This is a genomic window from Pandoraea terrigena (assembly GCF_902459705.1).
In the GTDB taxonomy this organism is placed as follows: Bacteria; Pseudomonadota; Gammaproteobacteria; order Burkholderiales; family Burkholderiaceae; genus Pandoraea; species Pandoraea terrigena.
In genome coordinates, this window is sequence record NZ_CABPRU010000009.1 from 77,764 (window position 1) to 92,340 (window position 14,577).

Here is a 14,577-nt window from a genome sequence, read left to right on the forward strand (position 1 = left end):
CGGATGCCGGCCGCCAGGCGTGCCCAAATTTTCGGCCATTTATCTGATAAATCAAATAGTGTTTTATCAATCATAGCCTGAGGTTGATCATGACCCCGTCCAGCGCTACCGGCGCGCCTGCACCCCTCACTGGCGCGCGCTTTGCGATCGGCACGTTCGCCGTCGCGCTCGCCACCTTCATGAATGTTCTCGACTCGTCCATCGCAAACGTTGCGATTCCGACACTCTCGGGCAATCTGGGCGTGTCGGTAGACGAGGGGACATGGGTGATCACGCTCTTTGCCGCGGCAAACGCGGTCTCGATTCCGCTGACGGGCTGGCTGACGCAGCGCGTTGGACAGGTGCGGTTGTTTGTCTGGGCGATTTTGCTGTTCGTCCTTTCCTCTGCGGCATGTGGCCTTGCACCGAACCTGATGTTCCTTCTCGCTGCGCGCGTGGTGCAAGGGGCGGTGGCCGGCCCGCTTGTGCCGTTGTCTCAGGCCTTGCTACTGGCGTCGTTCCCAAAGGACAAGAGCGCCAGCGCGCTCTCGCTATGGGCGATGACCGCAACCGTCGGGCCGATCGCGGGGCCAGCGCTTGGCGGATGGATTACCGATAGCTACAGTTGGTCGTGGATTTTCTACATCAACATCCCCGTTGGCCTGTTCGCGGCGGCGGCGATCTGGGCGATCTACCGCGAACACGAAACGCCGCCCCGAAAGTTGCCCATCGACAAAGTCGGTCTCGTCTCGCTGATTGTCTGGGTCGGATCGCTGCAAATCATGCTGGACAAGGGAAAGGATCTTGACTGGTTCGATTCGCCGATCATCTGGGCGCTTGGGGTGATGGCGCTCGTCTCGTTTGCGTTCTTCCTCATATGGGAGCTGACCGAGGAACGACCCATCGTCGATCTACGACTGTTTCAAGGCCGAAATTTCCTGGGTGGGACGGTGGCGATCTCGGTCGCCTACGCGGTGTTTTTCGCAAATCTCGTCATCCTGCCGCAGTGGATACAAGGATCCCTTGGCTACCCCGCGATCGATGCGGGACTGGTCACGGCGCCGCTGGGCATCTTTGCCGTCATGCTGGCGCCAATCATGGGGCGCGTCATGCCACGCTCAGATATGCGGGTTCTCGCAACCCTCGCCTTCATCGGCTTCGCAGGCGTGTTCTATATGCGCGCGCACTACACCACCGATATCGATCGCTTCAGCCTCGTGCTTCCCACGCTGCTGCAGGGCATTCCTACCGCGTTGTTCTTCACACCGCTGACAGCCATCATCCTGTCGGGATTGCCCCCGGAAAAGATTCCCGCTGCGGCGGGCTTATCGAACTTCGCGAGGATCTTCGCGGGTGCCGTGGGAACGTCGCTGGTCGCTACCGGCTGGAACGACCGGACCGTTTTACATCACGCTCGTCTGGCAGAACAAGCGAGCATCAATCATCCAGCGTTCGTCGACACGCTCGACAAATTGCAAACCGCTGCGGGCGCGGGCACACCGAAAGCGCTCGCGCTGCTCGAGCGCGCCTTGAATGCGCAAGCGACGATCCTGGGATTGAACGACATTTTCTGGCTGTCGTCGGTCATCTTCATCGTCATCATTCCGTTGATCTGGGTCACCCGGCCAATGAAATGGGCAGGGGCGGGCGCTGCCGGCGCCGCAGGGCACTAATCGCCTCGCAGGTGACGCTTCTCACTTGACGTTATCTGACGATGCATCTATTGTAAAAATCAGATAACTGGAGCATGCGATGGACCACTATAGCGCGACGAACTTCAGACTGACGCAAAGCATTGGATTCCTGCTGACCAAGGCACGCAACCTCTTATCTGCAGAGGTGGATGCCGGACTCAAGGAACTCGACATCTCCAGTCAACAAATGGGCATTTTGCTTTCATTGCAGCGCGGTATTGCCGCGACCCCGTTCGAACTGTCGCGTCTGCTCGGCATCGATACCGGACTCATGACCCGTATGCTCGACAAGCTGGAGGCAAGGGGGCTGCTGGGTCGATCACGCAGCGTCGAGGACCGCCGTGTCGTCAATCTCCGGTTGACGACAGCCGGCGAAACCATGGCGGCCCGGATTCCCGAGATCGTACCGCCAGTGCTCAATGCACGGCTACGGAACTTCAGCGAGTCGGAGTTTGAGGAACTGAAGCGGCTGTTGACGAAGTTCGTGGGGGATGAATAAAGGGCGAGGCCTTGCACTACGGGGCAAAAATCACGCAGCGCTCAAGATCAATGCCATCACAACCAGCCGCGTTGCGACTGGGCTCGATACGGAAGTCCAGCACAAACGGGGGAAAACCAGCCCACCGCCGTCAATGCCGAAATTTGGACTATATTCAATCTAGTGGGTTTCAGCGGAATTTCCCTTGATTGGGCGATTCGGCAGAGAATCACCGAGGTGCTGACCGGTTCCTGTCATTTTGGCCCGCGCATCGGGTTCGCGAGCTGATTGTCCCCCATGCCAGCTTCGTGCCGAAGGTTTCTGATACTCCCCATCGAGGTTGGTCGACCTGGAAGGAGAGTAAAAATGAGAAATCAACAGGAACTCAGCAAACCTAATCGCAGATCCGTACTCAAGCTGATTGCGGCGACCGGGGCCTGGCAACTAGCCAGTCCTTTCGTCATGAAGGCGCATGCCGAGACGCCCATCAAATTTGGCCTCTGCGACCCCCTCACCGGCACTTACGCACAACTTGGCAAGAACGAGCAGGTTGGTTGCGAGCTTGCTGTCGAGCAGATCAATGCCAAAGGCGGGATTCTTGGCCGGCCGGTGTCACTGGTGGTCGAGGATTCGACTAGCGCGGATACGGGTGCTGCGGTGCAAAAAGCGCGCAAGCTGATCGAGCGCGACCATGTAAATTTCCTGCTTGGCAATGTGAACTCCGCCATGGCCCTCGCAATCGGGCAGGTGTCGAACGAGTTGCGTACGCTGCATATAGTGACCGGCGGACATACCGACGCGGTGACAGGGTCCCAGTGCCATTGGAACGTATTTCGCGTGTGCAATACCACGCGCATGGAGACCAACTCTGTCTCGAAGCTACTCTTCGACAAGTACGGGAAGCGGTGGTACTTCATCACCCCCGACTACGCGTTCGGTCACACACTGCAACAAGGATTCGAAGCGAGCCTGAAGCAGTTTGGAGGCACTGAGGTCGGTGCGTCCCTGACACCGCTTGGCGCTACCGACTATTCGTCATACCTGATCAAGGCACAAGCAGCCAACCCGGATGTCATCATTTTCCTCACCGCCGGCGATGACGCCGTCAATTCGCTGAAACAGGCGGTCCAATTCGGTCTCGACAAACGTTTCCATCTGGCAGGTGCGCAGCAGGAACTTGAGGTGCTGGAAGGCCTGCCGCCCAACGCCCGTATCGGCACATGGGTGTTCGAGTGGTATTGGAATCAGCCTAACGTGCCACATGTCTCACAGTTCGTAGCCGATATCCGCCGGAAGGCCGGTCGGGTTCCCACCGCCAGGCACTGGTTCGGTTACGCGGCCGTCTGGACAGCCGCACTTGTGGCGAATCAAGAGAAGACGCTCGATGCCGTCAAACTTGCGCACGCCCTCGAAGGCTTCAAGCTACCCCCGGAAATCGGGCTCATGCCCTACACGCCGTTTTATCGCGCGGGCGACCACCAACTCATGCCCTCCCTCTATGTCGGCCACGCAGTGGAGAAGGGCGCCACACCGGAAGACTTGTTTCATGTTGACAGCGTCGTCAAGGGCCAGGACGTCGCATTGCCGGTCGAACAGACCGGGTGTCATATCACCTGGGCGTAATCCGTCGTCCCCGACGCGTACATCCGACCCCCCATCCGGCGCACGACGCGTGTGCCGGATGGGGTTGCCAAAAACAAGAGGCCTGTATGACGCAGCTCATCCTCTTCAACGTGTTCAATGGGGTAATCATCGGCGCGTTTTATGCGCTCATGGCCTTGGGTTTATCGCTGATCCTGAACCTGAGTGGAGTGATCAATTTCGCTCACGGTGGTTTTCTGGCGTTGGGCGCGTACCTCGCATACACGATGATGCCTTATACAGGCTTCTGGATCGCTCTTCTCCTTGCCCCGGTACTCACCGCCGTCTTGGGATTGCTGGTTGAGGCGCTGCTGATCCGCCGTCTCTACGGCCGTGATCCGCTCTACAGCCTATTGTTAACCTTCGGGCTGGCCTTCATCCTTCAGGACGGGACACGCTACCTCTGGGGCCCCCAGACCTTGCCTTACCAAATTCCCGACATATTGAACGTCCCCGTGAGTGCCACGTTCTTCTTTGTCACCGGGTATCGATTGTTCATGGTGGTACTCGCCATCGCGGTCGTCACCGGACTGTTTCTTGTGCTGAACAAAACCCGATTGGGTATCCGCATTCGCGCCGGCACCGCCGATCTCGATACCGTCGCTGTCCTTGGCGTGAATGTTCGCATCCTGCGCAGCTTGAACTTCGGCATGGGAATTTATCTGGCGGGTTTGGCCGGCGTCCTTGCCGCCGGCATGCTTGGGCTCTCGCCGACCATCGGCGACTCTCTGATCATGCCCAGCTTTGTGTCGATTATCGTCGGTGGTCTTGGCAGCCTGCCGGGTACCTTGTTGGGGGGGCTGCTGATCGGCGTGGCGGCGAGCGTTACCGCAGTCTTTGTTCCGTCGGCTTCCGAAGCGGTTATCTACGTGATGATGGCGCTCGTGCTGCTAGTCAGGCCCCGAGGTCTGCTGGGTGAAGTCGGGAGGACGAAATGAGTCCGGCCTTACGGCATCTCGGCAACGTCACGGTCGGGGCCGCGCTTCTGACAATGCCGTTCTGGATTGGTGCGATTGGCGGTTATCCGGCATTGGGTACGCGGGTGCTTGTCATGGCGCTGGCCGCGATGGCGTTGAACTTCTTGCTGGGATTCACAGGCGTGCTCTCTTTCGGCCACGCGGCTTATTTCGGCCTTGGCGCCTATGGTGTCGGCATGACAATTCGCTATCTGACGCCCGACACCCTGCTCGGGATAGTCGTTGGGGTTGTCGCGGGGACATTGGCTGCGGCGATCATAGGCGCGCTGATCGTCCGATTGCGCGGTGTGTACTTTGCTATGGCGACCATCGCGTTCGGTCAGGTCTTCTATTTCATTGCGTTCACATGGAACTCCGTCACCGGTGGCGACGACGGTCTGTCAGGTTGGCATCGCGTTCCGATTCGACTCGGCGCCTACGCCATCGACATCTTTTCCGACCAACGCCTCTTCTACTATTTCGTGCTTGCCTGCTTCGCGATTTCAGTCACCATCATGGCGGCCATATTGCGCTCACCTTTCGGCCATACGCTTCTAGCGATCCGTGAGAATGAAAAACGCGCGCGCTTCCTGGGCATTCCGACCGAGGGGCACATCTGGTTGTCGTTTGTCATCTCGTGCTTCTTCGTCAGCTTGGCCGGGACACTCTTTGCGCTGCTGAATAACTTTGCAGACCCGCATGGCCTTAGATGGGACCAGTCCGGCGACTTCGTCATCATGGCGGTGCTGGGTGGCATGCGGTCGTTCTGGGGGCCGATGATTGGGGCCGCTATCTTCGTAGTGGTCCAGGACTTCATTTCGAGCCATACCGAGAACTGGATGTCTTTTATTGGCCTGCTGTTTATTTTGGTCGTCGTGTTCTTCCCTCGCGGTGTGATGGGCGTCCTCGCCCGGCGTAGCAAATTATGAGCCTGCTTGTAGTCGACAATATTTCGCACCAGTTCGGTAGCCTGCGCGCCGTCGATGGGATATCCATGTCAATCGAAGCGGGCGAGTTGCGCGCGGTCATCGGCCCCAACGGCGCCGGCAAGACGACGTTTTTCAATTTGATCAGCGGTTTCTTTCCACCGAGTGCAGGCCGCATCCTATTCAAGGGTGAGGACATCACGGCACTGGCCCCCCACCGCCGGGTCGAGATGGGAATGGCTCGAACCTTTCAGATCACCGAGATATTTCCCGAACTCTCCGCGCGCGAAAATGTGCGTTTTGCCGTTGAGATCGCGGCTCACCATCGCCTCGACTTGTGGCTACCCGCTGCAGAGCGCCGACGGATCGAGGCGCGTACGGAGGCGTTGTTGGGGCTCGCCGCGCTGTCGGAACGCGGTGACCGAATTGCGGGCGAGTTGCCGCTAGGCGATCAGCGCGCCACCGAGATCCTGATGTCGCTTGCACTCAATCCAACGCTGTTGCTGCTTGACGAGCCGACCGCGGGAATGGCCGACCAGGAAACCTACGACATTACACAGCTGATCCGCACGCTCAATCGGGACCAGGGCTTATCCATGATCCTGATTGAGCATGACATGCGCGTCATTTTCGAGTTGGCACAACGCATCACCGTACTCGCAGAAGGGCGGGTACTGGCCGAAGGGACACCAACGGACATTGCGGCGAACGAGCAAGTGCAGGTCGCGTATTTGGGGGTCCCGAGATGAACGTGCTAGAAGCCAAGGGATTGCAGACCTATTACGGCAAGAGTCATGTCCTGCATGGTGTATCCGTTGAGGTCCGAGAGGGTGAGATCGTTGCTCTGCTCGGGCGCAATGGCGCGGGCAAGACCACGACATTGCGAAGCCTGATGGGTTTAACGCCGCCGCGGGCCGGAAGCATTCACATGTTCGGGGAGGAGACAACGAACTGGCCTGCGTTTCGTATCGCGGCACTTGGCGTGGGCTATGTCCCTGAGGGGCGTCGTGTGTTTGCCGGTCTGAGTGTGCAAGAGAACTTGCAAGTGCCGATGGAGCGCGCCGGCACATGGAACATCAAGCGCGTCTATGAAACCTTTCCCCGTTTGGGTGAGCGCCGCGCAAGCAAAGGCCGCCAATTGTCCGGCGGGGAGCAGGAGATGCTTGCGATTGCACGTGCCCTCATGCTCAATCCAAAGCTTCTGCTGCTCGATGAGCCGTCCCAAGGTTTGGCGCCCCGAATCGTACAGGAAGTTTTCGACGTCGTCGTGGCAATGCGTGACGAAGGCATCTCCGTATTGCTGGTTGAGCAAAACGTGCGCGCGGCCTTATCTATCGCGGATACCGCCTGCGTGCTCGATGATGGGCGAGTGGTCTTCGTTGGGAACGCCAGCACGTTCGCCAGTGACGAGGCCCACGTGCGCGAGTTGGCAGGCGCGTCAGCGGCCCAGTGGCGATCGCCTGGTTAATCGGGGGGAGGTCAGCCAGCAACTCGCTATGTGTACCATCCGCAGCACCCGGCTGACGTCTGGAACGGTACGAGACGTCAACGCGCAAGCTCCACATCATCGAGAGGCACCGCTTGGCATGTAAGGCACGCATCCGCAGCACCATCGTACGGATGCAGATGCAACACGCTCCCTCTGACAACCCGCATTAGGCAGCTTTCGCATTGCCCCACGCGGCAGCCACTGGGCAGATCCACCTTCGCGGCGTCCGCCGCGTCCAGGATCGTACCGGTGTTCGGGTGCCATACGAACGATTGCCCGGTCCCTGCTATCGAGATGTTGCGCGGGATCAGGTCCGTCGGCATGGCCAGTTCAGCCCTAAACGACTCCGCCATCACGTCAAAGGCCGGCACGCCGCGGGACACCAACGCAATCGTCGCCGCGTTTACGAACCCAGGCGAGCCGCACAGAAAGGCGAGGGGGCGGCGCGCCACCAAGGCTTCGTCGATGGCCCACGCGTTGAAATCGTCAGCGACGTCGTAGTCGAAACCCCTTCGGTCGTCAGGCAGCGGTGCCCGGTAGTACGTCACCACCTTCACGCGAGGAAACCGCCCGGCAATCTCCCTAATACGGGCCGCGAATGCGTGGCCCTTGCTGTCGCGGCAAATGTAATGAAGCGTGGTATCAGGGTAATCGTCGCCACCTTGTGTCCACAGTGTTTCCAGATAACTCATGAACGGCGTGATGCCGATGCCGCTGCCCAGCAGGATCAGCGGCCGAGGGCCGGACGTCGGCATCGCGAACGTGCCGCCCGGTTGGCCCAACGTCACCGTTTGCCCCGTAGACAGGCCATGCAGATGCCGCGACATCAGGCCGTCGCGCTTGACTGCGATGTTCAGATGACCGGGAAACTTGCCTGAACCTACCAGCGAATACGCGCGCGTCGCACCGAGCCCGGTGTCGTGAATAGTCAGGTGCTGCCCCGGCTGGAAGTCGGGCAGATCGCCCCCGTCGTGCGGCGTAAAGACAAAGTACGCAATGTCTTTGGCGATCACTTCGCAGTGCGCGATGTGGAACGCGCGCAAGCCACTCCAGCGGCCGCGATTCATTGGGCCGTCGCGGTGCACGTTGCACAGCGTGGCCCGCAACGGTACCGAACCGCTGACTGGATCGCGGTCCCGATCAGACAAGATGGCATTGACGTTCGACGAGCCGACGCCGTGCAGCGGTGTGTCGTCCCGGCCGAAGGCCGGTGCGCCTTGCCACCAGCCGAAGTCGGCGATCACGGTGCGATCGTCGAGCTTGCCGTCGAGTTTCGCACGCATTACCACCTCGCCGGCCGGCGTTGAGATACGCGTCCAGTCTCCTGCAGCAATACCCCGCTCGGCGGCCAGTGCAACGCCGATCTGCACGACCGGATCGACCGCCTTTCTGCGCAGCGACGCCACATGCCGGTGCGAGCTGTGGACATACCACCCGGTCTTTGCGGTCGTGAGCACCAGCGGATAGCGCGGGTCGGCGTCGTCGCGCAGCGGGCTCGCGGTCGGTTCGATGAATATGGCCACCGGCGACTGGCCAACGTCGACGAATGCCGGGGTGTACAACTCAAGCCGATGGCTCGGCGTATCGAAGCCGCGGACGGTACCGTCGTGCCTTGCCTGCGCATACTTGCGATACGAGAAGTCCTGCGCGAAACGCAGGCCCTCGGGCGCTTGCCGCAGATCGTCCACCGTCACGCCGAGCGGTTCGAGTTGATGATTCCAGCCGGCCACCACGTCGCCGCCGAAGAAGGCGTCTTTCAGCCCGAGTCGCATCGCGAGGTCGAAGGCGATCTCATAGTCGGTACGCGCGTTACCGTACGGCGAGACCACGCGCGGGCGAAACTGGACATGCTCGACGGCCGCCTGCGAAATCTCGAAGCCGATCTTCAGGGCGTCGCGCTCCCACGGCAGGGTAGAAGGAAGTACGATGTCGGCGCTTTGCGCAGTCGGATTCAGGAACGGATCGATGTGGACGTGGAAGTCCAGCGCGTGCAGCGCCTGCTGGTTGCGTTCGGAATCGGCTTGCGACACAAGCAGGTTGCTGCCGAAGCTGACAAGTGCGCGCACGCGATAGGGATCGCCGTGCAACACGGCATGCGCAAAGTCACGCGCCGTGACCCAACCGAGCGACGGCGGGCCGAGCGGCAACTCGCGCAGCCCCAACGCCTTTGCCTGTTGTTCAGGGGACAGCAGACTGTAGTCGTTGACGCTACGCGTGGGCGGCGGCACCGTCCAGAGATTGCCCCCCGGGGCGTCGATGGCGCCCGTGAGTGCGTAAAGCGTGCCGATCGCCTGCTCCGTCGCACTGGCGTTGGTGTGCTGGCCAACGCCGGTCCACGTTTGATAGCTCAGGCGCGGTGCGTTTTCGAAGCAGGCATTGAACTGCTCGATGGCGGCGGCATCGGCCCACGTCAGTTCGCTGACGCGCGCGGTCGTGTAGGGCGCGACGGAATCCCCGAGCAGGGCGAATGCCGTGGCGACGACACGTCGCTGACCGTAGATGTCGACCACATCGCGCTTTGCCTGAAGGTCGACCCTATTGGCTTCGGCCAAGGCGTGCCGTGTGTCATATGGCCGTAACGTCCCGTGCATATCTACGACGACATAGGCACTGGGCGAGCCGTCCGGCCATAGTTCGTTCGCCCGCAGCAAGCGGGCGCTGTCACGATCGACCAGACACGGTGCATTGGTCCAACGCCGGATGAATTCGGCGTCGTAACGCGCGGTCTCAAGCAGATGCCGGATGGCGCCGAGCGCCAGGGCGCCGTCCGCGCCGGGGCGGATGCGAACCCACAGGTCCGCCTGCTGCCCGCTGCCGTCCTGTTTGGGATCGACGACTACCACGCGTGCACCGCGTCGCTGGGCCTGCGCCACAAGCGATGCCTGGGCGAGCCAGGTGCGCGCGGGGTTGTGTCCCCACAGCACGACGACCTCCGTGTTCGTCCAGTCGGGCGTGCCGATGCCGCGCCCGTACATCAGACGCTGCGCGTGGTCCTTGTGCCAACCGCAAACTTCGATCGCGTAGATCATGTTGGGGCTGCCGAAGACCCGAATGAGCCGTTCGACCCATTCGAAGCTGTCAACCATTGGCGTACCGCTGGGCGTGGTGACGGCGAAGGCCACGGCTTCGGCGCCATCGCGCGCACGAATCGCGAGCATCTGCCTGGCGATCTCGTCGAGCGCGTCATCCCATGAGATTTCGACCCAGCCGGGGTTCGCCGCATCGCGAGGCGCGCTACGGCGCATCGGCGTCGCCAGACGTTTGGGGCTGTAGAGCAGTTCCGGCGCGGCGCGGCCCTTGGCGCATAAGGCGCCGCCAGTCGGGTGCGACGCAAGCGGCATGACCTTGATGAGCTTGCCGTCCTCGATACGGTTCAGCGAGCCGCAACGCGAGCGGCACAACGTGCAATAGCCGGGAATGTCGGGCATGAAAAATGGGGCGGACGTAAGTGGGTTCAGGCAAGCAGCGCTGCGTCACGGCGCGCCCACTGCACGGCGGCGCGGCTGCCCTCGTGCATGCCCAACGCATCCAGCTCGGACGTGTTGGTGAGCAACGCGGTGACCACAGGGCCGTCGTCGATGCGAACGAGACATTCGATGACCGGGCCGAGATACGCGAACGAGACGATGGTGCCGGCGAGCGTGTTGACGTCATCCGAGTGCGCGTCCGCCGCGACGGCGTCGATCGGCACTAGTTGTGTGCGCTCCGGGCGGAAACTCATCGTGTTGGCGCTGGCGGGCGCATTGCCTTCGAACGACAGCACCGCACCGTGCTCGGTGACGAAGCACCCAATGCCGCCGATCTTGCCGGGGAGGAAGTTCGAGCGACCCATGAAGTCGGCCACGAAGCGATTGCACGGGCGTTCGTACAGCGTTGACGGCGTGCCGATCTGCTCGATTTGCCCCCGGCTCATGACGACCAGCCGGTCAGCCATGGAAAGCGCCTCGTCCTGATCGTGCGTAACCATCAACGTGGTCAGGCCGGTGCTGCGTTGCAGTTGACGGATCTCCGCGCGTACCTCGTGGCGCAGGCGCGCGTCGAGGGCCGACAGCGGTTCATCGAGCAACAGCACGTCCGGATTGATCGCCATCGCGCGGGCGAGCGCCACGCGTTGCTGCTGACCGCCGGACAACTGGCGTGGCATGCGTTCGGAGAAGTCGCCCAGCCGCACGCGCTCCAGCGCCACCCGCACCCGCTGCGTGATCTCGCCGGCCGGAATGCCTCGCATCTCCAGTCCGAAGGCGACGTTGCGCGCCACCGTCATGTGCGGGAACAGCGCGTAGCCTTGGAACACCATGCCGATATTGCGACGATAGGGCGGCACGTTCGTGACGTCGCGCCCGTCGATGCGCATGGTGCCGGCGGACACCGGCACGAAACCAGCCAGCATTCGCAGCGTGGTGGTCTTGCCGCAACCGCTCGGTCCGAGCAGCGCGATCATTTCGCCTTTGGCGATGGCCAGGTCGAAGCGCGAAACGGCCTGCGTGGCGCCGTAACGTTTCTCGACACCGGAGAACTCAATGTATGCCATGTGCGTGAAGTCGAAAGTGTCAATCAGTGGCGTGTCAGAAGACTTGGCTGAGCTTGACGTAGCGATTGGAGAAGACCAGCGCGATGCCGATAATCACGATCTGCACTGTGGCGACGGCAGTAATCGTTGGGTCGAGATTCCATTCGAGGTAGTTGATAATCGCGATCGGAAGGGTGGTCTTGCCGGGGCCAACCAGGAACAGCGACTTTTCGACGTCGGTGAACGACACGATGAAGCTGAACAGGCCGCCCGCGACGAGCCCGGGGCGCGCCAGCGGCAGGGTCACGCGGCGGAAGGTGGTCCACGGCGTCGCCCCAAGATTCAGCGCAGCTTCTTCGACACCGCCAGCTACCGATTGCAGCGAGGCGGTAACCAGACGCACGACCCAGGGCACGGCCAGCAGCGTATGCGCGCCGATCAGGCCCGGCAGGGTGGCAGCCACCTGCCAACCGGAGAACATCTCGATCTGGATGTAGTAGACGTAGACCGCACACCCAGCCACGATGCCAGGCACGAGCATCGGCGAGAGCAGCAGGGTGTTGATTAGGCCCTTACCGGGAAAGTTGCCGCGCGCGATGGCGAGGGCCGCCGGCACGCCAATCAGTAGCGCAATGCCTGTGGCGATCAGACCTACCTGAATGCTGGTGACGAACCCCTCGTGAAAGGCGCTTTGTGCCCAGGCGTGGGCATACCAGTGCAGCGTGTAGCCGGACGGTGGGAAGCCAACGATCTTGTTTGCGAAGAAGCTCACCCAGACCACGATGAAGAGCGGCAGGACGACGAAGCCGAGCGTGCCCCAGACGCTTGCGTGATAAGCGATGGTGCGCAGGGAAAGTCGCATGGTGGTCAGGCTCCGTGGGCAGCCGCACTGCGGCGTGACAGGCACCACGACGACACGAGCGTGAGCACGAGCGTGGTGAACATCAGCACGAAGGCCATGGCCGCGCCGAAAGGCCAGTTGTTCGCCTGGCTAATCTGCGTGTAGACCTCGGGCGCCATCATGTGGAAGGTGGAGCCACCGATCAGCAGGGGCGTTGCATAGGCGTTCATAGCGAGGATGAAGCACAACACGCCGCCGACCACGAGGCCGGGCATCGCCATGGGCAGCAACACGCGCCAGAACATTCGGCAGTGGCCCGCGCCGAGCCCCAGCGCAGCTTCTTCGAGCGCGGGGCTGATGCCCTCGATGACGCTGTGCAGCGTGATTATCATGTACGGCAGTAGCACGGAGATCGTGCCGATCAGCACGGCGTTCTGGGTGTAGAGCAGCTTGACCGGGTCGGTCGTCATGCCGAGTGTCCGCAGCGCAGCGTTCACGAGCCCCTGATCGCCAAGGATGACAAGCCAACCGGCCACGCGCACCGCATTGCCCATCAGCAATGGCAGGATCACGAAGATGATCAGCAGGCTCTTGGCGCGTCGCGACTGCGTACGGGCGATGTGGTACGCGGGCAGGAAGCCGAGCACTGCGGCGGCGAACGTACTCACGACACCGACATACACCGTGCGCACGAGAATCTCGCGATAGAACGGATCGGTCATGAACTTGCGATAGTTCTCCAGTGTGAGTGCCTGCACCATGAATTCGCCCGGTACGAAGCGATTCAGGCTGTAGCGCAGTAGCAGCAACAGCGGGATGCCCAGCAGCACCGCGATGACGAGGACCGACGGCGCGAGCAGGGCCGCGCTCAGGCGGTAACTCGGTTGCAGGAGGCCCCCATGCGCGCTCAGTTCAATGGCCGGCGCGCTCAAACCTTGATCTCCTTGTTCCACCATTCCAGCCATTGCGGCTGGTTCTTGGCCGCATAGGCGTAGTCGACGTAATGCAGTTGCTTGCGCTGCGCTTCAGTGAAGTCGATTTCGCGCAACAGGTCCGGCGGCAGGCCAGCATGGTCGGTGGACGGCGCGTAGTAGGTCAGCGTCGAAATCTGGCGGGCGGCGACTGGCGCGAGCATCTCATTGATGTACCGGTACGCGAGCTCCTTATTGCGTGCATGCTTTGGAATCACTACGCCGAACTGGATCGCGATGCCGCCTTCGGACGGATAGGCGCCGCGAATCGGCAGGTTGGCCGCGGTCCATTGCGCGGCGCGGGCCTTGTAGTTGGCCGAAATCCAGACTTCACCGCTCGACATGGCGGCAGCGATCTGCTCGTGCGACGGGTAAATGCGCGGCTGCACGGCCCTCTTCAGTTCAAGCAGTTTGGCCAGACCGGGCGTGACATTCTGCATCGAGCCTCCGCCGACGAGCGCGTAAGCGTACAGATAGTTGAAGTAGATTTGGTCGATCAGGCCGACCTTGCCGGCGTATGCCGGGTTCATCAGGTCCTTGAACGAGGTAGGCGGAGTCTTGATCTTGTCCGGGTTGTAGATCAACTCGACACCGCTATACATCCACGGCACGAAGTACGGAGAGCGCATTCCCGGCAGCAGGTGCGCTGCATTCGGCACGCGTGAATAATCGATGGGTTCGAGCGCGCCCTGGATCTGCAACTCGTAGGCATCTGCATCAGTGAAGTGGGCCACGTCGATCGTGCCGCGCGGCAGGTTGCGCTCGGCGAGCAGCTTGGCCTTGCGCACCGGTGCCGCGGCGAGGTCGCGGCGAATGTTTACCCCTTTCTGCTCCAGCGCTGGGCCTTCTAGCGCCTTGATGACGTTATTGCTCCAGTCGCCGCCCCAATTGCTGACGACCAGCTCGCCGCTGTCCTGTGCCCAGGCCAATTCGCGGAACGTTGCACCGCCGGCCACGGCTGCGCCTGCGGCAACCGTATGCAGGAATTGCCTGCGGCTCAAACCCCACATGTCCTTCTTCGTTGCCATGTCGATACCCCTCGTCAAGTTGGGAAAGATTTGCACTAGGAATGGGAAGAAATATCGCCATGAC

At 61.4% G+C, this 14,577-nt stretch carries 12 protein-coding genes; 7 read left to right on the plus strand and 5 right to left on the minus strand.

Going from position 1 to position 14,577, the window contains the following annotated elements:
* Positions 1-89: 89 nt before the first annotated feature.
* From PTE31013_RS17470 to PTE31013_RS17500, 7 genes are all read left to right on the plus strand, one after another.
* Complete coding sequence (locus PTE31013_RS17470) at positions 90-1,652, plus strand: DHA2 family efflux MFS transporter permease subunit (protein ID WP_150614041.1); 1,563 nt, start codon at positions 90-92, stop codon at positions 1,650-1,652.
* Between the two features lie 79 nt (positions 1,653-1,731).
* Entirely contained in the window at positions 1,732-2,172 is a 441-nt protein-coding gene (locus PTE31013_RS17475) for a MarR family winged helix-turn-helix transcriptional regulator (protein WP_150614042.1), read from the plus strand.
* 345 nt (positions 2,173-2,517) lie between these two features.
* Positions 2,518-3,774 carry an ABC transporter substrate-binding protein gene (locus tag PTE31013_RS17480; protein WP_150614043.1) on the plus strand — a complete coding sequence of 419 codons (1,257 nt, stop codon included), beginning with the start codon at positions 2,518-2,520 and terminating at the stop codon, positions 3,772-3,774.
* Between the two features lie 86 nt (positions 3,775-3,860).
* Positions 3,861-4,730, plus strand: a complete 870-nt coding sequence (locus PTE31013_RS17485; protein WP_150614044.1) for a branched-chain amino acid ABC transporter permease — start codon at positions 3,861-3,863, stop codon at positions 4,728-4,730.
* Positions 4,727-5,677 carry a branched-chain amino acid ABC transporter permease gene (locus PTE31013_RS17490; protein ID WP_150614045.1) on the plus strand — a complete coding sequence of 317 codons (951 nt, stop codon included), beginning with the start codon at positions 4,727-4,729 and terminating at the stop codon, positions 5,675-5,677. Before PTE31013_RS17485 ends, PTE31013_RS17490 begins: the two co-directional genes overlap by 4 nt.
* On the plus strand, positions 5,674-6,423 hold the full coding sequence (locus PTE31013_RS17495; RefSeq protein ID WP_150614046.1) for an ABC transporter ATP-binding protein: 750 nt from the start codon (positions 5,674-5,676) through the stop codon (positions 6,421-6,423). The genes PTE31013_RS17490 and PTE31013_RS17495 overlap by 4 nt, the downstream gene beginning before the upstream one ends.
* Entirely contained in the window at positions 6,420-7,142 is a 723-nt protein-coding gene (locus PTE31013_RS17500; RefSeq protein ID WP_150614047.1) for an ABC transporter ATP-binding protein, read from the plus strand. The genes PTE31013_RS17495 and PTE31013_RS17500 overlap by 4 nt, the downstream gene beginning before the upstream one ends.
* 77 nt (positions 7,143-7,219) lie before the next feature.
* Here the strand turns inward: PTE31013_RS17500 and PTE31013_RS17505 are convergent, their stop codons facing one another.
* From PTE31013_RS17505 to PTE31013_RS17525, 5 genes are read right to left on the minus strand one after another with little or no spacing between them, the layout of a single operon-like run.
* Positions 7,220-10,591 carry a molybdopterin-dependent oxidoreductase gene (locus PTE31013_RS17505; protein WP_150614048.1) on the minus strand — a complete coding sequence of 1,124 codons (3,372 nt, stop codon included), beginning with the start codon at positions 10,589-10,591 and terminating at the stop codon, positions 7,220-7,222.
* A 26-nt stretch (positions 10,592-10,617) separates the two neighbouring features.
* A complete protein-coding gene (locus PTE31013_RS17510) occupies positions 10,618-11,694 on the minus strand; it encodes an ABC transporter ATP-binding protein (protein ID WP_150614049.1) in 1,077 nt (358 codons plus the stop codon).
* 34 nt (positions 11,695-11,728) lie between these two features.
* Positions 11,729-12,535 (minus strand): ABC transporter permease, encoded by an 807-nt coding sequence (locus PTE31013_RS17515; RefSeq protein ID WP_150614050.1) that lies wholly within the window; start codon positions 12,533-12,535, stop codon positions 11,729-11,731.
* 5 nt (positions 12,536-12,540) lie between these two features.
* Positions 12,541-13,446, minus strand: a complete 906-nt coding sequence (locus tag PTE31013_RS17520) for an ABC transporter permease (protein WP_246174664.1) — start codon at positions 13,444-13,446, stop codon at positions 12,541-12,543.
* Positions 13,443-14,513 (minus strand): ABC transporter substrate-binding protein, encoded by a 1,071-nt coding sequence (locus PTE31013_RS17525; RefSeq protein WP_174978621.1) that lies wholly within the window; start codon positions 14,511-14,513, stop codon positions 13,443-13,445. The genes PTE31013_RS17520 and PTE31013_RS17525 overlap by 4 nt, the downstream gene beginning before the upstream one ends.
* Between the last annotated feature and the right edge of the window lie 64 nt (positions 14,514-14,577).